This is a genomic window from Streptomyces sp. NPDC004752, assembly GCF_053601275.1.
The window spans coordinates 1-18,017 of the sequence record NZ_JBSGBN010000171.1; the positions used below are offsets into that span (position 1 = coordinate 1).

At 71.5% G+C, this 18,017-nt stretch carries 13 protein-coding genes and 2 pseudogenes; 6 read left to right on the plus strand and 9 right to left on the minus strand.

From position 1 onward, the window contains the following. Positions 1–296: 296 nt before the first annotated feature. The 6 genes from ACWEKM_RS41520 to iolC all read right to left on the minus strand — a co-directional run bounded on the left by ACWEKM_RS41520 (position 297) and on the right by iolC (position 8,332). A complete protein-coding gene (locus tag ACWEKM_RS41520) occupies positions 297–1,697 on the minus strand; it encodes an APC family permease (protein ID WP_451626484.1) in 1,401 nt (466 codons plus the stop codon). 376 nt (positions 1,698–2,073) lie between these two features. After that, on the minus strand, positions 2,074–3,576 hold the full coding sequence (mmsA, locus tag ACWEKM_RS41525; RefSeq protein ID WP_451626485.1) for a CoA-acylating methylmalonate-semialdehyde dehydrogenase: 1,503 nt from the start codon (positions 3,574–3,576) through the stop codon (positions 2,074–2,076). A gap of 14 nt (positions 3,577–3,590) precedes the next feature. Next, entirely contained in the window at positions 3,591–5,474 is a 1,884-nt protein-coding gene (gene iolD / locus ACWEKM_RS41530) for a 3D-(3,5/4)-trihydroxycyclohexane-1,2-dione acylhydrolase (decyclizing) (protein WP_451626486.1), read from the minus strand. After that, positions 5,471–6,295, minus strand: coding sequence for a 5-deoxy-glucuronate isomerase (iolB, locus tag ACWEKM_RS41535; RefSeq protein ID WP_451626487.1), 825 nt, complete (start codon positions 6,293–6,295; stop codon positions 5,471–5,473). The genes iolD and iolB overlap by 4 nt, the downstream gene beginning before the upstream one ends. Positions 6,296–6,302: 7 nt before the next feature. Further along, positions 6,303–7,385: a Cgl0159 family (beta/alpha)8-fold protein gene (locus ACWEKM_RS41540; RefSeq protein WP_451626488.1), complete on the minus strand. Its 1,083-nt coding sequence runs from the start codon at positions 7,383–7,385 to the stop codon at positions 6,303–6,305. Continuing rightward, a complete protein-coding gene (iolC, locus tag ACWEKM_RS41545; RefSeq protein WP_451626489.1) occupies positions 7,382–8,332 on the minus strand; it encodes a 5-dehydro-2-deoxygluconokinase in 951 nt (316 codons plus the stop codon). The genes ACWEKM_RS41540 and iolC overlap by 4 nt, the downstream gene beginning before the upstream one ends. A 129-nt stretch (positions 8,333–8,461) precedes the next feature. On the opposite strand from iolC, the pseudogene ACWEKM_RS41550 reads away from it, so the two are divergent. Continuing rightward, a pseudogene (locus tag ACWEKM_RS41550) lies at positions 8,462–8,713 on the plus strand (2-keto-myo-inositol dehydratase); the annotation flags it as partial. A 1-nt stretch (position 8,714) separates the two neighbouring features. Here ACWEKM_RS41550 and ACWEKM_RS41555 read toward each other — a convergent pair. Next, positions 8,715–8,957 (minus strand): annotated as a pseudogene (locus tag ACWEKM_RS41555) (sugar phosphate isomerase/epimerase family protein); the annotation flags it as partial. 69 nt (positions 8,958–9,026) lie between these two features. Here ACWEKM_RS41555 and ACWEKM_RS41560 point away from each other — a divergent pair. From ACWEKM_RS41560 to ACWEKM_RS41580, 5 genes are all read left to right on the plus strand, one after another. Next, the gene (locus tag ACWEKM_RS41560; protein ID WP_451626496.1) at positions 9,027–9,197 is read left to right on the plus strand and encodes a hypothetical protein; all 171 of its coding nucleotides are present in this window, start codon (positions 9,027–9,029) and stop codon (positions 9,195–9,197) included. A 442-nt stretch (positions 9,198–9,639) separates the two neighbouring features. After that, positions 9,640–9,840 carry a helix-turn-helix transcriptional regulator gene (locus ACWEKM_RS41565; RefSeq protein WP_451626490.1) on the plus strand — a complete coding sequence of 67 codons (201 nt, stop codon included), beginning with the start codon at positions 9,640–9,642 and terminating at the stop codon, positions 9,838–9,840. A gap of 186 nt (positions 9,841–10,026) precedes the next feature. Then, the gene (locus ACWEKM_RS41570) at positions 10,027–10,290 is read left to right on the plus strand and encodes a hypothetical protein (protein WP_451626491.1); all 264 of its coding nucleotides are present in this window, start codon (positions 10,027–10,029) and stop codon (positions 10,288–10,290) included. A 115-nt stretch (positions 10,291–10,405) separates the two neighbouring features. After that, positions 10,406–10,645: a heavy-metal-associated domain-containing protein gene (locus tag ACWEKM_RS41575; RefSeq protein ID WP_451626492.1), complete on the plus strand. Its 240-nt coding sequence runs from the start codon at positions 10,406–10,408 to the stop codon at positions 10,643–10,645. 160 nt (positions 10,646–10,805) lie between these two features. After that, positions 10,806–13,133: a heavy metal translocating P-type ATPase gene (locus ACWEKM_RS41580; protein ID WP_451626493.1), complete on the plus strand. Its 2,328-nt coding sequence runs from the start codon at positions 10,806–10,808 to the stop codon at positions 13,131–13,133. 809 nt (positions 13,134–13,942) lie between these two features. Here ACWEKM_RS41580 and ACWEKM_RS41585 read toward each other — a convergent pair. Together ACWEKM_RS41585 and recD2 are read right to left on the minus strand one after the other, a co-directional pair. Continuing rightward, positions 13,943–15,232: a citrate synthase gene (locus ACWEKM_RS41585; RefSeq protein WP_451626494.1), complete on the minus strand. Its 1,290-nt coding sequence runs from the start codon at positions 15,230–15,232 to the stop codon at positions 13,943–13,945. Positions 15,233–15,429: 197 nt separating this feature from the next. Then, a complete protein-coding gene (gene recD2, locus ACWEKM_RS41590) occupies positions 15,430–17,685 on the minus strand; it encodes an SF1B family DNA helicase RecD2 (RefSeq protein WP_451626495.1) in 2,256 nt (751 codons plus the stop codon). Between the last annotated feature and the right edge of the window lie 332 nt (positions 17,686–18,017).

Sequence of the window (18,017 nt, forward strand, 5' to 3'; positions counted from 1 at the left end):
CATTGGAGTGGCGGGGGGGGGGGGGTGTCCCCGGGGGGGGGGGGGGGGGGGGGCCCCGGCCGCCCCTGGGCCGGGCCCCGGCGCGCCCCCGGCGGGCGGCGGCGGGGCCCCCCCCCCGCCGCGGCCCCCCAAGCAGCCCGCGCCGACCGGGCAGTCGAAGATCCATGCCTCAACGGTACGGGCCGCCACCGACAGCCGACGCAGCCACCGGTCTGAACCCCCGCACCTCCCCGAGGAGTACACGCCGCCGCCGGCATACCGCGGACGTGGTACGCACCGGGTTCCGGTCGGCGCGGTCAGGCCCGGACGTCCTCCGGGATCGACACCAGCCAGCGGGTGTCGCGGCGCGTACGCAGGTAGAAGACCCAGTAGAGGGTGGCCACGGCCACGATGCCGCCGGTCCACAGCAGATAGGTCGTCTCCTGCGTGCTGAGGACGTACGCCAGCACGACGATGAGCAGGGCCGGCACCGCGGGCCACAGCGGCATGCGCCAGGCGGGTATGTGCCGGTGCGAGCCGCGGCGGGCCAGCAGCGCGGCGACCGCGACCAGCAGGTACAGGCCGGTCACCGAGACGCCGGTGACCCCGTACAGCGTGTCCAGGTTGACGAAGCAGAGCAGTGCGCCGGGGATGCCGACGGCGAGGGTGGCGACCCAGGGGGAGCCGAAGCGGCCCAGCTTGGAGAAGACGTTGTTGACCGGCTCGGGCCATGCCTTGTCGCGGGCCGAGGCGAACAGCACGCGGGAGTTCTGGATGACCATGACGATGCCCGCGTTGATGATCGCGAGGGCGACGCAGAGGCTGACGAAGGTGCCGACGGCCGAGTTGGACCAGGCGGTGACCATGGAGCTGATGTCGCCGCCGGTCAGCTCCTTGATGTCGGAGGCGCCCAGGGTGATGGCGACGACCGGGATCAGGATGATCACGGAGGAGATGGCGAGGGTGGCCAGGACCGTACGGGCGACGTTGCGGCGCGGGTGCTCCAGTTCCTCGGAGAGGTAGACGGCGGAGGAGAAGCCCTGGGTGACGAAGAGGGCGATGGCGAGTCCGGAGATGACCAGCGTGGCGGTCACGGTGTCGGTGTGGCCGTCGGCGCCGGCCACCTGCATCGAGGTGAGGCTGCCGAGGCCGCGGTGGCTGTGCGCGAAGCCGAGCAGGGCGACCACGGCAGCGGCGATGACCTCCAGCACCAGGAAGATGCCGGTGATCCAGGCGTTGGCGCGCAGGTCGAGCAGGCCGGCGAGGGTGGCGAGCAGCATCACGCCGGCGCCGGTCATCGCCGGGTCGAGATGGACGATCGGGGCGAGGTAGTCGGCCGTGCCCATCGAGATCACCGGGGGCACGATCATCACGACGAGGAGGGAGAGCACGAAGACCAGCCAGCCGGTGAGCCGTCCGGCCAGCGTCGACACCATGGCGTACTCGCCGCCCGCGCTGGGGATGAGGGTGCCCAGCTCGGAGTAGCAGAAGGCCACGGCGATACAGAGGAGGGCGCCGATGGTGATCGTCAGGGCGGTGGCGGTGCCGAGGGAGCCGAGCAGGTCGGGGACCACGACGAAGAGGGTGGAGGCGGGCGTCACGCAGGAGAGGGTCAGCAGGGTGCCGCCGACGACGCCGATGGAACGCTTGAGCTGCTGGGGGCTGTCGGCCGGCGCCTGCGGGGCGGCGGTCTCGACAGGGCGGAGCGTGTCGGTCATGGAGCGGTTCCGATCGGACTCGTGCGGAGGGTTCGGGCGGGAGCGCTATCGCCTCCGGCGGCTCGCGTCGTCCATCTATTCGTATCGCTCCCGGCGCAGATGGAATCTCAACGAAAACCAGCACGTCAAGAGCTGTTCACCTACGGAATTCGTAGATCGAGACCCCTCTTGACTGCGTAAACGACACCTTGCGGCCGTCTCCTGCACGCATTGCGCCCGTACGGGAATCGCAGGCACCCCGGCAAAAAAACGTCAGGAAGTCCGCTATCCGGACGTCCTGGGCTTCCTGGATCCTGGCATGCCGACGCCCCGCCCTCCGGGGCACGGTGCGCGGAGGGCGGGGCGGGAGGCAGGGCCGGTGGTTGCGGAGGCAGGGTCAGTGGTTACGGGGGAAGCCGAGGTCCACGCCCGTGGGGGCGTCGGCCGGGTCCGGCCAGCGGGTGGTGACGACCTTGCCGCGGGTGTAGAAGTGCGTGCCGTCGTTGCCGTAGATGTGGTGGTCGCCGAAGAGCGAGTCCTTCCAGCCGCCGAAGCTGTGGTAGCCGACGGGAACCGGGATCGGGACGTTCACGCCGACCATGCCCGCCTCCACCTCCAGCTGGAAGCGGCGGGCGGCGCCGCCGTCCCGGGTGAAGATCGCGGTGCCGTTGCCGAACGGCGAGCCGTTGATGAGGGCCAGGCCCTCCTCGTACGTGTCGACGCGCAGCACGCACAGCACCGGGCCGAAGATCTCGTCCTGGTACGCCTTCGCGCTGGTCGGCACCTTGTCGAGCAGCGAGATGCCGATCCAGTGGCCGTCCGCGAAGCCCTCGACCGTGTAGCCGGTGCCGTCGAGCACGACCTCGGCGCCCTCGGCGGCGGCGCCCCGCACGTACGACGCCACCTTGTCCCGGTGCGCGGCGGTGATCAGCGGACCCATCTCGCTCGTCGGGTCGTTGCCGGGGCCGATCTTGATCCGCTCGGCGCGCTCGCGGATCTTCGCCACCAGCGTGTCGCCGATCGAGCCGACCGCGACGACGGCCGAGATGGCCATGCAGCGCTCGCCCGCGGAACCGTAGGCCGCGCTGACGGCCGCGTCGGCCGCCGCGTCCAGGTCGGCGTCCGGCAGGACCAGCATGTGGTTCTTCGCGCCGCCCAGGGCCTGTACGCGCTTGCCGTGCGCGGCGGCCGTGGTGTGGATGTAGCGGGCGATCGGGGTCGAGCCGACGAAGGAGACGGCCTTGACGTCCGGGTGCTCAAGCAGCCGGTCCACGGCCACCTTGTCGCCGTGCACGACGTTGAAGACGCCGTCCGGCAGTCCGGCCTCGGCCAGCAGCTCGGCGACCCGGAGGGACGCCGACGGGTCCTTCTCGGACGGCTTCAGCACAAACGTGTTGCCGCACGCGATGGCGATCGGGAACATCCACATCGGCACCATCGCCGGGAAGTTGAACGGCGTGATGCCCGCGACCACACCCAGCGGCTGCCGGATCGAGGAGACGTCCACGCGGCTCGCGACCTGGGTGGACAGCTCGCCCTTCAGCTGCACGTTGATGCCGCAGGCGAGGTCGACGACCTCCAGGCCGCGCGCGACCTCGCCGAGCGCGTCGGAGTGCACCTTGCCGTGCTCGGCGGTGATCAGCTCGGCGATCTCGTCGCGGTGGGCGTCGAGCAGCGCACGGAAGCGGAACAGGATCTCCGTGCGCTTGGCCAGCGAGGACTGGCCCCAGGTCGCGAAGGCGTCCTTGGCCGCCGCGACCGCCGCGTCCACCTCGTCGACCGTGGCGAACGCGACCTTGGTGGTGACCGCCCCGGTCGCCGGGTCGGTGACCGGCCCGTACGTCCCGGAGGCGCCTTCGACGGTCTTGCCGCCGATCCAGTGGTTGACGATCTTCGTCATGCCCGGTAACTCCTTCACAGATGGCGGCGTCGGGTCGAGACCTGCCGTTCGTACAGCTCACGCGCCTTGACCGCGGACGATCGGGTCGCGGTCTCGGCCACAGGAACATCCCACCAGGACTGCGCCGGAGGCGCGCCCGACACAGTGTCGGCCGTTTCGGTCTCCACGTAGACACATGTGGGGGTGTCGGCGGTCCGCGCCTCGGCGAGCGCCGCGCGCAGATCCCGTACGGTCCTGGCGCGCAGCACGCGCATGCCGAGGCTGGCCGCGTTGGCGGCGAGGTCCACCGGCAGCGGAGCGCCGGTGTGGGTGCCGTCCTCGGCCCGGAAGCGGTAGGCGGTGCCGAACCGCTCGCCGCCCACCGACTCGGAGAGCCCCCCGATGGACGCGTAGCCGTGGTTCTGCACCAGCAGCAGCTTGATCGCGAGACCCTCCTGCACGGCCGTGACGATCTCGGTCGGCATCATCAGATACGTCCCGTCGCCGACCAGCGCCCACACCGGCCGGTCGGGCGCGGCGAGCTTCACCCCGATGGCGGCGGGGATCTCGTAGCCCATGCACGAGTAGCCGTACTCCAGGTGGTACTGGTCCCGCGACCGTGCCCGCCACAGCTTGTGCAGGTCGCCGGGGAGGGAGCCGGCCGCGTTGATGACGATGTCGGACGCGTCGACGATCGCGTCGAGCGCGCCGAGCACCTGCGGCTGGGTCGGCCGGGCGTCCGGCTCGTCGGCCTCGTAGCAGGCGTCGACGCGCTGCTCCCAGCGCTCCTTGTCCTCGGTGTACTCGGCGACGTACGGGTCGGCGACCCGCCAGCCGTGCTCCGCCAGGGCCCCGGTGAGCGCACGCAGCGCGTCCCGGGCGTCGCCGACGAGCGGCAGCCCGGCCAGTTTGTGCCCGTCGAAGGCCGCGATGTTGAGGTTGAGGAAGCGGACGTCCGGGTTCTCGAAGAGGGTGCCGGAGGCGGTGGTGAAGTCGGTGTAGCGGGTGCCGACGCCGATCACCAGGTCGGCGGTGCGGGCCAGTTCGTCCGCGGTCGCCGTGCCGGTGTGGCCGACGCCGCCGACGTCCTGCGGGTGGTCCCAGCGCAGTGAGCCCTTGCCGGCCTGGGTGGCGGCGACCGGGACCCGGGTGGCCGCGGCGAACGCGGCCAGCGCGTCCTCGGCCCGGCTGTGGTGGACGCCGCCGCCCGCGATGACCAGGGGTCGCCGGGCCGCGCGGACCGCCCGCACCGCCGCGGCGAGTTCGACCGGGTCGGCCTGCGGCCGGCGCACGGTCCACACCCGTTCGGCGAAGAACTCCTCCGGCCAGTCGTACGCCTCCGCCTGGACGTCCTGGGGAAGGGCGAGGGTGACGGCGCCGGTCTCGACGGGGTCGGTGAGGACCCGCACGGCCTGGAGCGCGGACGGTATCAGGGCCTCCGGCCGGGTGACCCGGTCGAAGTACCGGGAGACCGGGCGCAGACAGTCGTTGACCGACACATCGCCCGCGTACGGGACTTCGAGCTGCTGGAGCACGGGGTCGGCGGGGCGGGCGGCGAACACGTCACCGGGCAGCAGCAGCACCGGCAGGTGGTTGACGGTGGCCAGCGCCGCACCCGTGACGAGATTGGTGGCGCCCGGGCCGATGGACGTCGTCACCGCGTGCGTGGCCAGCCGTCCCGACTGGCGTGCGTAGCCGACCGCCGCGTGCACCATGGCCTGCTCGTTGCGGCCCTGGTGGTACGGCATGTCGGCGGCGTACTGGACGAGCGCCTGCCCGATCCCGGCGACATTGCCGTGCCCGAAGATGCCCCAGGTGGCGCTGATGAGCCGACGCCGTTCGCCGTCCCGCTCCGTGTACTGGGCGGACAGGAAGCGGACGAGCGCCTGCGCGACCGTGAGCCTCGTGGTTGAGGTCATCGGTACCCCTCTGTGCTCTCTACGTGTGCCGGATGGAAGCGGATCCGCCACTCCCGCGTCCCGCCCGGTCCCGCCATGACGTTGAGGTAGTACATGGCGTGCCCGGGCTGGGCGATGGAGGGCCCGTGCCATCCGTCGGGGACGAGGACGGCGTCGCCGGAGCGGACCTCCGCGAGGACGTCGGATCCGCCCTCACGGGAAGGGAATACGCGCTGATAGCCGAGACCGTTCGGACCGTCGATCTCGAAGTAGTAGATCTCTTCGAGTGCGGACTCCTCGCCCGGCCGGTGCTCGTCGTGCTTGTGCGGCGGGTACGAGGACCAGTGGCCGCCGGGGGTGATCACCTCGACGGCGATCAGCCTGTCGCAGTCGAACGCGTCGGCGGCGGCGAAGTTGCGCACCAGGCGGGAGCAGGTGCCGCTGCCGCGCTGTTCGACGGGGACCTCCGGCGCGGGGCCGTAGCGGGCGGGGAGTCGTCGCTCGCACTTCGCTCCTGCCAGGGCGAAGCGGCCTCCCGCGCCGGAGGCGATCTGGACCCGGGCGTCCCGGGGCGCGTACACGAAGTCGGAGACGGAGGCGAACACGCTCTCCCTGCCCCGGATTTGGAACTCTTCGTCCTCGACCTGCACGGTACAACCGCCGCCGAGCGGAAGCACGATCCACTCACTGTCCCCGGTGGTGAACATATGGGTGCCGCCGGGGGGCAGTTCGACGACGCGCAGGCTGCAGTACGCCCAACCGGCCCGCTCGGGGCCGATGTCGACGGCGTACTGGGCGCCCGCGGTCGAGCCCCTGGGGAGATACAGGTCCTTGCTGGTCATGCGGCCCTCACAGCAGTCCGACGGCGGTGTCCACGGCGGCGGCCACATCGCCGTCCGCCGGGTACAGCAGCGAGCGGCCGACCACCAGGCCGCGCACGGTGGGCAGGCGCAGGGCGCCGCGCCACTTCTCGTACGCCGCCTCCTGGTCCTCGGGGGTGTCGCCGACCTCGCCGCCGAGCAGGACGGCGGGCAGCGTGGAGGCCGCCATCACCTCGGCCATGTCGTCCGGGTGCTCGGTGACCGGAACCTTCAGCCAGGTGTAGGCGGAGGTGCCGCCGAGGCCCGAGGCGATGGCGAGGGAGCGGGCGACGGCCTCGGCGGACAGGTCGTTGCTCAGCCGTCCCTCGGGGGTGCGGCGGCTGATGAACGGCTCGACGAACACCGGCAGTCGGCGCCCGGCCATCGCGTCTATGGCGCGGGCGGCGGACTCCAGGGTGGTCAGCGAGCCCGGATCGGAGTAGTCGATGCGCAGCAGCAGCTTGCCCGCGTCGAAGCCGAGCCGCTGGATGTCCTCGGGGCGATGGCCGGTGAAGCGGTCGTCGAGTTCGAAGGCGGCGCCCTGGAGTCCGCCGCGGTTCATGGAGCCCATGACGACCTTGTGGTCGAGGGCGCCGAGCAGCAGCAGGTCGTCGAGGATGTCGGCGGTCGCGAGGACCCCGTCCACGCCGGGGCGGGACAGCGCCAGGCACAGCCGCTCCAGCAGGTCGGCGCGGTTGGCCATGGCGAGTGTGCGGCCTCCGATGCCGAGCACGCCGCGGGCCGGGTGGTCGGCGGCGACGATCATCAGCCGGCCGTGCTCGCCCAGCAGCGGACGGCGCGGACGGCGGGCCGCCGCCTCGGCCACCGCCTCGGGGTGACGGCTGCGGGTGCGTACCAGCGCGGAGACGTCCACGCGCGGGAGTCGGCCGCCGTGCAGGCTCTCGTGGCGGGTTCCGCCGTGCAGGCCCTCGCGGTATCGGCCGCCGTGCAGGCCCTCGTGGTCGGTGCCGCTGTCCATGTCTTCGTGGCGGGTGCCGCCGTTCATGTCCTCATGGCGGGTGCCGCCGTCCGCGCCCTCGTGGTGGGCGTCCATGCCCCGGTCGGCCCTCATCGCACCGCTCCCGCGGCGAGCACGGCGGCCACCTCGTCCGGGGTGGGCATCGCGGAGGAGCACTCCAGGCGGGAGGCGACGATGGCGCCGGCCGCGTTGGCGTGCCGCATGATCCGCTCCAGGTCCCAGCCTGCCAGCAGGCCGTGGCAGAGGGAGCCGCCGAAGGCGTCACCGGCGCCGAGCCCGTTGAGGACGGTCACCGGCAGCGGCGGCACCTCGGCGCACTCTCCGCCGCTGCTGACCGCGAGGACGCCCTTGGGCCCCAGTTTGACGACGGCGATCCCGACGCCCGCGTCGAGAAGCGCGCGGGCGGCGGCGCGCGGTTCGCGGACCCCGGTGGCCACCTCCGCCTCGTCGAGGTTGCCGACGGCGACGGTGGCGTGGCGCAGCGCCTCGGCGTAGAAGGGGCGGGCCGCGTCCGGGTCGGTCCAGAACATGGGGCGCCAGTCGAGGTCGAAGACCGTCGTACCGGACTTGGCGCGGTGCGCGAGTGCCGCCAGGGTCGCCGTACGGCTGGGCTCCTCGCTCAGGCCGGTACCGGTGACCCAGAAGATGCGGGCCGCGCGGACGGCGTCGAGGTCCAGGTCCTGGGCGTCGATCTCCAGGTCGGGGGCCTTGGGCCGCCGGTAGAAGTAGAGCGGGAAGTCGTCCGGCGGGAAGACCTCGCAGAAGGTGACCGGGGTGAGCAGCCCGGGGACCGGGGTGACCCAGCGGTCGTCGACGCCGAAGCCGCGCAGGGCCTCGTGCAGATAGGTACCGAAGGGGTCGTCACCGGTGCGGGTGATCACGGCGGTGCTCCGGCCGAGCCGGGCCGCGGCGACCGCGACGTTCGTCGCCGACCCGCCGAGGAACTTGCCGAAGGAGGACACCTGGGCGAGCGGCACGCCCGTCTGCAACGGATACAGATCCACTCCGATCCGCCCCATGGTGATCAGGTCGTACGCCATCGGCTTCCCTTCTCCAGCACCAGGCTCTCCCCCGGTTTGTAGTCCCGCACCGGGAACCCTGTCAATGCTTTGTCCGGACATTCGGACGAGAGCTTGACACCCCCTTGCACGCCCCGCACCCTGGCGGCCATGACGTCGTTGTCACCTCAGTCTTCCGTGCCCGGCCTCTCCCGTATCCGGGTGGGATCGGCCCCCGACTCCTGGGGCGTGTGGTTCCCGGACGACCCCCGGCAGGTGCCCTGGCAGCGCTTCCTCGACGAGGTCGCCGCGGCCGGCTACGAGTGGATCGAGCTGGGACCGTACGGGTATCTGCCGGCCGTCCTCGCCGAGGAGACCGCCCGGCGCGGCCTGAAGGTGTCGGCCGGCACCGTCTTCACCGGCCCACCTGCTTGAGGTGCAGATAGCCGATGCGCTCGCCGTAGGTCTCGATCAACTGGACGCTGTCCCCGCCGCAGTACGCGTAGTGCCCGGTGTCCAGGCACAACGACACCAGGGAGGAGTCGGTGCCGTCGAGGAAGCGGGCGACGTTCTCCTCGCTGTCGATGTGGGTGTCGGCGTGCGGGTGGACGACGATCTCCAGGCCGTACCGCTCGCGCACCTCCCGGCCGAGCCGCTCGGTCAGTGAGACCCGGCCGTCCTCGCCGAGGTGCGGGCGGACGGCGTCCCGTTCGGGCCCGCGGTCGCCAGGGGCGTCATGTGCGAACCGCCGTCCGGGGTGCCCGCGCTCGGCCCGGTCCTGGCGGCGGCGAGGCTGGACGTCGACCTGTTCGCGATCGTCGAGCAGGACATGTACCCCTGCGAGCCGGACCGGCCGCTGCCGATCGCACAGCGGACCCGGGCCTTCCTGAGATCCTGCGGCGCCTAAGCGCTCCGCTGGAAGTGCCGCGATGTGCCGTCGCTCGTCTGCGGCACCATCGTGGCCGGTCGCGCAGTTCCCCGCGCCCCTTCGGGGCGCTGTCGAACCGCAACGGACTTCGCCGAACCCGCCTAGTGCCGCGGCACCAGCACTACAGGCCCGTAGCACCAGGCCCCGGCGCCCCGGGCCGAGTGCGGTACGGGACCGTCGAGTCAACGCGCCCCGCCCTCGTCCCGGGTACGCCTTTGCGTCGACCGTGTCACAAACGCCTCACCCCTGTCACACATGTCGCATGTACGCGGGCTCTCGGTCACACCCGGTCGACAGACCCTTCCCCGCGCCCGCCGTGCCTCGTTCACCGGACACAGGCGTGGTGATCGCCAGCGCAGCGCCCGGCTCCCCCGTCGGCCGTCCCGGTCGCCGCCGCGGCGCGCGCAGGGAGGTGCGACTCATGACCGACCGAAGGCTCTGGTCCTACAAGGAGATCGCGGCACACATCAAGGTGCAGCCGGACACCGTACGGTCGTATCGAAAACACGGGCTGCTGCCCCCACCCGACCATGTGGAGGGCGGCAAACCCTATTGGTACGCGGACACCGTCCGCGCCTGGGTCGCCGCCCGCCCCGGCAACCGCGGCAGACGCCAGAACTGAACGCGGACATCCCGCCATGCCCTGCCTCCGGGTGGGGCACGGCGCCGTCGATGAACACGGCGAACACGGCGAACACGGCCTGCTGCTCGCCGTGTTCGCCGGCCGGGCACCGGTGGCGCCTTCCGGACTGCGGCCCGGGGGACATCTGCATAGGGTGCGGATAGATCGCCTCCGAGGGGACGCCCCGTGACCCACTCCCCGCCGCCCGGCCCGCCCCGGGCCCGTATTCCCGGCCCGCGGCGGTCCCCGCCGCCCCGCCGCCGGGTCCGCGGGGGCCGGTGGCGGCGCCGGCCGTGGGGCGTGCCCGTCCTGCCGGCACTGGCCGCCCTGATCGCGTACGCGGCCAAGACCGCCGCGTCATTGCCCACGCTGATGCTGCTCGGCGGTTCCCTGGTGTGTGCCGCTCTCGCGCTGCGCACACCCAAGGGGCACGGCCGCGACCGGACATGAGAGGGGCCGCGGGTTCCACTTCCTTGGAAAGTACCCCCCAGGGGTATAATGTGACTGGCGCGGGCCTCACTGTGGGCCTCATCGGCCCCACCCGTCACGGACGAGGAGCACCGACATGACCGCCCAGACCGACTACCGGAACTCCGTCACGACCCTCTACAAGGTGAGCGGAATGAGCTGCGGGCACTGCGAGGGTGCCGTCTCCGGCGAGATCTCCGAGATCCCCGGCGTCAGCTCGGTGCAGGCCGTCGCGTCGAGCGGCGAGGTCACCGTCGTCTCCGCCACACCGCTCGACGAGGAGGCCGTCCGCGCCGCCGTCGACGAGGCCGGCTTCGAACTGGTCGGCACGGTCTGAGCCCGTACGTTCTGAGTGCGCTCGTTCTGAGCCCGCTCGTTCTGCGCACGCACGGCCCGAGCGCGACGACAGGGCCGTAACACCCCCTCCCCGTCCGGGCCGTACCGACCAGCCGACGCTGGATCCGCACGGCCCGGTCCGTTGTCTGGAGTCCGGTCATATGACCAGCACCACCACGGGACCCACCGCCGCACCGACACCCGCGGCCCCAGCGGCCCGCGAGCCCTCCGGAACCCGCGAGGTCGACCTGCTCATCGGGGGCATGACCTGCGCCTCCTGCGCGGCCCGGGTCGAGAAGAAGCTCAATCGCATGGACGGCGTCACCGCCACCGTGAACTTCGCGACGCAGAAGGCGAAGGTCGACTGTGCCGACGGGGTCCAGGTCGCCGATCTGATCGCCACCGTGGAGAAGACGGGGTACACCGCCGAGGAACCTCCGCCGCCGCGCCGTCCCGAGCCCGCCGCACCGGGGCAGACCCGGGAGGCCCCCGGGCCGACCGCACTGCGCCACCGGCTGCTCGTCTCCGTCCTGCTGGCCGCGCCGGTGGTCCTGCTCGCCATGGTCCCCGCGTTCCAGTTCGACAACTGGCAGTGGCTCTCGCTGACCCTGGCCGCTCCGGTCGTCGTCTGGGGCGGCCTGCCGTTCCACCGGGCCGCCTGGACGAACGCCCGGCACGGCGCGGCCACCATGGACACCCTGGTCTCGGTCGGCACGCTGGCCGCGTTCGGCTGGTCGCTGTGGGCGCTGTTCCTCGGCGACGCGGGCATGCCGGGCATGCACGACGAGTTCCGGTTCACCGTCGAGCGCATGGACCCCGCTTCCACCATCTATCTGGAGGTGGCCGCCGGCGTCGTCACGCTGATCCTGCTGGGCCGCTTCCTGGAGGCCCGCGCCAAACGGCGCGCGGGCGCCGCCCTGCGGGCGCTCATGGAGCTGGGCGCGAAGGACGTCGCCGTGCTGCGGGCGGGGCGCGAGGTGCGGGTGCCGGTGGCGGAGCTGCGGGTCGGCGACCGCTTCGTGGTGCGCCCCGGCGAGCAGGTCGCCACCGACGGCACCGTGGTCGAGGGGGTCTCCGCGATCGACCAGTCCCTGCTCACCGGCGAGTCGGTGCCGGTGGACGTGCGCGTCGGCGACGCCGTCACGGGCGCCACGGTCAACGCGGGCGGGCGGCTGGTCGTCGAGGCCACCCGGGTCGGCACGGACACCCAGCTGGCCCGGATGGCGAGGCTGGTGGAGGACGCCCAGACCGGCAAGGCCGAGGTGCAGCGGCTGGCCGACCGGATCTCCGCGGTGTTCGTCCCGGTGGTCATCCTGATCGCGGCCGCCACGTTCGGGACCTGGCTCGGCGTCACGGGCGACACCGCCGCCGCCTTCACGGCCGCCGTCGCGGTGCTGATCATCGCCTGTCCGTGCGCGCTGGGCCTGGCCACGCCGACCGCGCTGATGGTCGGCACCGGCCGGGGCGCGCAGCTCGGCATCCTCATCAAGGGCCCGGAGGTCCTGGAGTCCACGCGCCGCGTCGACACGGTCGTCCTGGACAAGACCGGCACGGTCACCACCGGCCGGATGACCCTCCAGGAGGTGTACGCCGCCGACGGCACCGACGAAATGGACCTGCTGCGACTCGCGGGCGCCCTGGAGCACGCCTCCGAGCATCCGGTGGCCCGGGCGGTCGCGGCCGGCGCCGGGGAGCGGTTGGCAGGGGCGGGCGTGCGGCACTCTTCGGGCGAGGCGGTGGGGGGCGACGAGTGGGTGCCGCCGCCGGTCGAGCACTTCGAGAACGTCCCGGGGCGGGGCGTACGCGGGCGCGTCGAGGGCCGCGAGGTGGCCGTGGGGCGCCTCTTCGAGCAGCTGCCGCCGGAGCTGGAGCGGGCGGTCGCGGAGGCCGAGAGGAACGGCCGTACCGCCGTCGTGGCCGGCTGGGACGGAGCCGCGCGCGGGGTCCTCGCCGTCGCCGACGCGGTCAAGGAGACCAGCGCCGAGGCCGTGCGGGAGCTGCGCGCGCTGGGGCTCAGGCCGGTGCTGCTGACCGGGGACAACCAGGTGGTGGCACGGGCCGTCGCCGAGGCGGTGGGGATCGACGAGGTGATCGCCGAGGTGCTGCCCGAGGACAAGGTCGACGTGGTACGACGGCTGCGGCGCGAGGGGCGGGTCGTGGCCATGGTGGGTGACGGCGTCAACGACGCGGCGGCGCTCGCCACCGCCGATCTGGGTCTCGCGATGGGCACCGGCACGGACGCGGCGATCGAGGCGGGCGATCTGACGCTGGTACGCGGTGACCTGCGGGTGGCCGCGGACGCCATCCGGCTGTCCCGGCGTACGCTGACCACGATCAAGGGCAATCTGGCATGGGCCTTCGGCTACAACGTGGCCGCGCTGCCGCTGGCGGCGGCCGGGCTGCTGAATCCCATGATCGCGGGGGCGGCGATGGCCTTCTCGTCGGTGTTCGTGGTGACCAACAGCCTGCGTCTGCGGCGATTCCGTTGAGTCCCGGCGAAGTTACCGACAGTAGGCCACAGCAGAAGTAAGAGACCCTCTAGAGTCCGGCGCGCGTACCCCATAAGCTCTTCACAAGGCTCGCGCATCATCCTTACGCTTGGGCCCCGATCGCCGTATTGGGGCCCTTGCGTATCTAGCGGACATATGCGCGAGACGCAGATCACAGTGATGCGAACGTAACCATCGAGGGGGTTCGACGGTCTAAGTTGGCGATGTCGGTCGACGTCTTGGGGGGCGTCGGCGGGCATCTGGGGATGTCTTGGGGGACTTCCTCAGAAATGCGTTGCCGGGGCACGTGCACCGGGGAGCTTTGAGCGGCCCTCCCGACCGTACGGGTCCCGGCAGATCGCACCGCGTCACCGGAGTACGGCGAATGTTGTTTCGTCGTGCTCACGCAGCGAGTCAGGCGCTGCTTTCACAAGCGCCCGGGCCGGATCCCGTGGGGGGAATCCGCACCGGGACACGGGAAGGCGCCCTGATCGTCGGCCCGTGGGGGGACCGGCGACAGGGCGCCTTCTGCCTCTTCTTTTACAGGCTCGGTTCGCCTCCGGGGCACCAAAGCCTGTGTCGAGACCACGACCGTGCTCAGCGCTTCGCGCCTCCGCGCTCCCCCACGCTCGACTTCGCTCGCGCGGGAGGGACCCCCATGCCCCCTCGACACAGGCGCGCCCCTTCGGCTCACTCGCCAAGTCGGCGCCAGAGCCGTCACGCTCCTCGCACGGGCCTGGGCTGGTGAGCAGCCGCCGCGGCCCAGGTCCGCGGACCCGCAGGGCCGCGGCGCCCCTCACCCGCAGGGGTCAGCGTTCCTCGACCGGCACGAAGTCGCGCTCGACAACGCCCGTGTAGATCTGGCGCGGGCGGCCGATGCGGGACCCCGGTTCCTTGATCATTTCCTGCCACTGGGCGATCCAGCCCGGCAGCCGGCCGAGCGCGAACAGGACCGTGAACATCTCCGTCGGGAAGCCCATGGCCCGGTAGATCAGGCCGGTGTAGAAGTCCACGTTCGGGTAGAGCTTGCGCTCCACGAAGTAGTCGTCGGAGAGGGCGTGCTCCTCCAGCTTGAGGGCGATGTCCAGCAGCTCGTCCTCCTTGCCGAGGGCCGAGAGCACATCGTGCGCGGCGGCCTTGATGATCTGGGCGCGCGGGTCGAAGTTCTTGTAGACCCGGTGGCCGAAGCCCATCAGGCGGACGCCGTCCTCCTTGTTCTTCACCTTGCGGATGAAGGTGTCGACATCGGCGCCGGAGTCGCGGATGCCTTCCAGCATCTCCAGCACGGACTGGTTGGCGCCGCCGTGCAGCGGGCCCCACAGCGCGTTGATGCCCGCCGAGATCGACGCGAACATATTGGCCTGGGAGGAACCGACCAGGCGGACCGTGGAGGTCGAACAGTTCTGCTCATGGTCCGCGTGCAGGATCAGCAGCTTGTCGAGCGCGGAGACGACCACCGGGTCCGGCTGGTACTCGTCCGCCGGCACCGAGAAGGTCATGCGCAGGAAGTTCTCGACATAGCCGAGGTCGTTGCGCGGGTAGACGAACGGGTGGCCGATCGACTTCTTGTAGGCGTACGCCGCGATCGTCGGGAGCTTGGCGAGCAGCCGGATGGTGGAGAGGGTGCGCTGCTTCTCGTCGAACGGGTTGTGGCTGTCCTGGTAGAACGTGGACAGCGCCGAGACGACCGACGACAGCATGGCCATCGGGTGCGCGTCGCGCGGGAAGCCCGTGTAGAAGTTCTTGACGTCCTCGTGCAGCAGCGTGTGCTGCGTGACGTCGTTCCTGAACGTGGTCAGCTCGTCGACGGTCGGCAGCTCACCGTTGATCAGCAGATACGCCACCTCCAGGAAGGTGGAGCGCTCGGCCAGCTGCTCGATCGGGTAGCCGCGGTAGCGCAGAATGCCCGACTCGCCGTCGAGGTAGGTGATGGCGGATTTATAGGCGGCCGTGTTGCCGTATCCGCTGTCCAGAGTCACCAGACCGGTTTGAGCGCGGAGCTTCCCGATGTCGAAGCCCTTGTCGCCGACGGTGCTGTCGATCACCGGGTAGGTGTACTCGCCGTCGCCGTACCGCAGTACTACAGAGTTGTCGCTCACGTCTTCCCTCACCGACGTAGTGCCTCATCTTCGAGGTGCCCTGACTGTCTCTACCATCCCCCATTTGGCGCAGGAGAGTGCACTCGGGGTCGACCATTGGGCTTATCGACGGCACTCAGTGCCGCCAACTTGCTCATCCTGCCCCCTTGTCAGCCCATCTGGAAGAGCTGTGTGACCTTCCCGACTGATTTGATCGATCATTTTCGCTGCTCCAGCCTGAAGTCGAGGGCCGTGCACCGCCGTCCGGCCGACACGGTGCGCACCGCCTGGCCGAGCGCCTTGCGCGAGCCGACGAGGACGACCAGCCGCTTGGCGCGGGTGACCGCCGTGTAGAGCAGATTGCGCTGAAGCATCATCCAGGCACCCGTGGTGACCGGGATCACCACCGCCGGATACTCGCTGCCCTGCGAGCGGTGGATGGTCACCGCGTACGCGTGCGCCAGCTCGTCCAGTTCGTCGAAGTCGTACGGCACCTCTTCGTCCTCGTCGGTCAGCACCGTCAGCCGCTGGTCGACCGGATCGAGCGAGGTGACCACGCCCACGGTGCCGTTGAAGACGCCGTTCTCGCCTTTCTCGTAATTGTTGCGAATCTGGGTGACCTTGTCGCCGACACGGAAGACCCGGCCGCCGAACCGCTTCTCGGGCAGGTCCGGGCGGCCGGGCGTGATCGCCTGCTGGAGCAGGCCGTTGAGGGTGCCGGCGCCGGCCGGGCCGCGGTGCATCGGCGCGAGCACCTGCACATCCCGGCGCGGGTCGAGGCCGAACCGGGCCGGGATGCGGCGCGCGGCCACATCCACGGTGAGGCGTCCGGCGGCCTCCGTGTCGTCCTCGACGAAGAGGAAGAAGTCCTTCATGCCGTCGGTGACCGGGTGCTGCCCGGAGTTGATGCGATGCGCGTTGGTCACCACGCCGGACTGCTGGGCCTGCCGGAAGACCCGGGTGAGCCGGACGGCCGGGATCGGGCTGCCATCGGCCAGCAGATCCCGCAGCACCTCGCCGGCCCCGACGCTGGGCAGCTGGTCCACGTCCCCGACGAACAGCAGATGGGCGCCCGGGGGCACCGCCTTGACCAGCTTGTTGGCGAGCAGCAGGTCCAGCATGGATGCCTCGTCCACGACGACCAGGTCCGCCTGGAGCGGGCGGTCCTTGTCATAGGCCGCGTCGCCGCCCGGCCTCAGCTCCAGCAGCCGGTGCACGGTGGATGCCTCCGCGCCGGTCAGCTCGGCCAGCCGCTTGGCGGCCCGGCCGGTGGGCGCGGCCAGCACGACCGTGGCCCCTTTGGCGCGGGCCAGCTCCACGATGGAGCGGACCGTGAAGGACTTGCCGCAGCCGGGGCCGCCGGTGAGGACGGCGACCTTCTCGGTCAGCGCCAGCCGCACGGCGGCCTGCTGCTCGGACGCGAGGTCGGTGCCGGTGCGCCCCTTGAGCCAGCCGAGGGCCTTGTCCCAGTCGACGCTCCGGAAGGACGGCATCCGGTCCTCTTCCGTGCGCAGCAGGCGCAACAGCTGGGCCGTGAGGGAGAGTTCGGCGCGGTGGAAGGGGACGAGGTAGACCGCGGTGACCGGCTCGCCGCCGTCGGGTCCGGGCACCTTCTCCCGTACGACGCCCGGATCTCCCCCGTCCTGCGGCGGCTCGGCCAGCTCGGCGAGGCATTCGATGACGAGGCCGGTGTCGACCTGGAGCAGCTTGACCGCGTCCGCGATGAGCCGCTCCTCGGGCAGGAAGCAGTGGCCCTGGTCGGCGGACTGGGACAGCGCGTACTGGAGACCCGCCTTGACGCGCTCCGGGCTGTCGTGCGGGATGCCGACGGACTGGGCGATCTTGTCGGCGGTGAGGAAGCCGATGCCCCACACATCGGCCGCGAGCCGGTACGGCTGGTTCTTCACGACGGAGATGGAGGCGTCGCCGTACTTCTTGTAGATGCGCACGGCGATGGAGGTGGAGACCTCGACGGTCTGGAGGAAGAGCATGACCTCCTTGATCGCCTTCTGTTCCTCCCAGGCGTCGGCGATCTTCTTGGTGCGCTTGGGGCCGAGACCGGGTACCTCGATCAGCCGCTTGGGCTCCTCCTCGATGATCCGCAGGGTGTCCAGGCCGAAGTGCTGCGTGATGCGGTCGGCGAAGACCGGGCCGATGCCCTTGACCAGGCCCGAGCCGAGGTAACGGCGGATGCCCTGGACGGTGGCCGGCAGGACGGTCGTGTAGTTCTCGACGGTGAACTGCTTGCCGTACTGCGGGTGGGAGCCCCAGCGGCCCTCCATCCGCAGCGACTCGCCGACCTGCGCGCCGAGCAGCGCGCCGACCACGGTGAGCAGGTCGCCGGCGCCTCTGCCGGTGTCGACGCGGGCGACCGTGTAGCCGTTGTCCTCGTTGGCGTAGGTGATCCGCTCCAGCACGCCATCGAGTACGGCGAGCTTCCGCTCGGTCGTGGGGTTCCCCGCCTGTTGCGCCATGCTCCGACCGTACCTCCGGGCTGTGACAGCGCTGCTCGCGGAGGTGGGCGGCGGGGGTGGGTTGAGGGGGTGTGCGGTGGGGTGTGCTGCGGGGGGCGGTTCGAGGGTGCGGTTCGAAGGTGTCCCGTTCGGCGGCGAGCCGCCGGCCGACCGTGAACTGCGTTGCCCGCGGAGGCATCTGGCGAGTCGTCTGTGGCCGTCCGCGGCCGTGCTCGGTGGATGGGGCGGATGCGGCGGGGCGCGCCCCCCGCCGCGGGCGGGGGGGGCGGCGCGGGGGGGGCCGCGGGGGGGTGGCCGGCCCCCCGCGGGGGGGCCTGGGCGCCCCCCCCGCG

Excerpts from the sequence above, each read along its gene's own strand:
- ACWEKM_RS41520 (WP_451626484.1), bottom strand. The coding sequence starts at position 1,697 with ATGACCGACACGCTCCGCCCTGTCGAGACCGCCGCCCCGCAGGCGCCG.
- mmsA (WP_451626485.1), bottom strand. The coding sequence starts at position 3,576 with ATGACGAAGATCGTCAACCACTGGATCGGCGGCAAGACCGTCGAAGGC.
- iolD (WP_451626486.1), bottom strand. The coding sequence starts at position 5,474 with ATGACCTCAACCACGAGGCTCACGGTCGCGCAGGCGCTCGTCCGCTTC.
- iolB (WP_451626487.1), bottom strand. The coding sequence starts at position 6,295 with ATGACCAGCAAGGACCTGTATCTCCCCAGGGGCTCGACCGCGGGCGCC.
- ACWEKM_RS41540 (WP_451626488.1), bottom strand. The coding sequence starts at position 7,385 with ATGAGGGCCGACCGGGGCATGGACGCCCACCACGAGGGCGCGGACGGC.
- iolC (WP_451626489.1), bottom strand. The coding sequence starts at position 8,332 with ATGGCGTACGACCTGATCACCATGGGGCGGATCGGAGTGGATCTGTAT.
- ACWEKM_RS41560 (WP_451626496.1), top strand. The coding sequence starts at position 9,027 with ATGTGCGAACCGCCGTCCGGGGTGCCCGCGCTCGGCCCGGTCCTGGCG.
- ACWEKM_RS41565 (WP_451626490.1), top strand. The coding sequence starts at position 9,640 with ATGACCGACCGAAGGCTCTGGTCCTACAAGGAGATCGCGGCACACATC.
- ACWEKM_RS41575 (WP_451626492.1), top strand. The coding sequence starts at position 10,406 with ATGACCGCCCAGACCGACTACCGGAACTCCGTCACGACCCTCTACAAG.
- ACWEKM_RS41580 (WP_451626493.1), top strand. The coding sequence starts at position 10,806 with ATGACCAGCACCACCACGGGACCCACCGCCGCACCGACACCCGCGGCC.
- recD2 (WP_451626495.1), bottom strand. The coding sequence starts at position 17,685 with ATGGCGCAACAGGCGGGGAACCCCACGACCGAGCGGAAGCTCGCCGTA.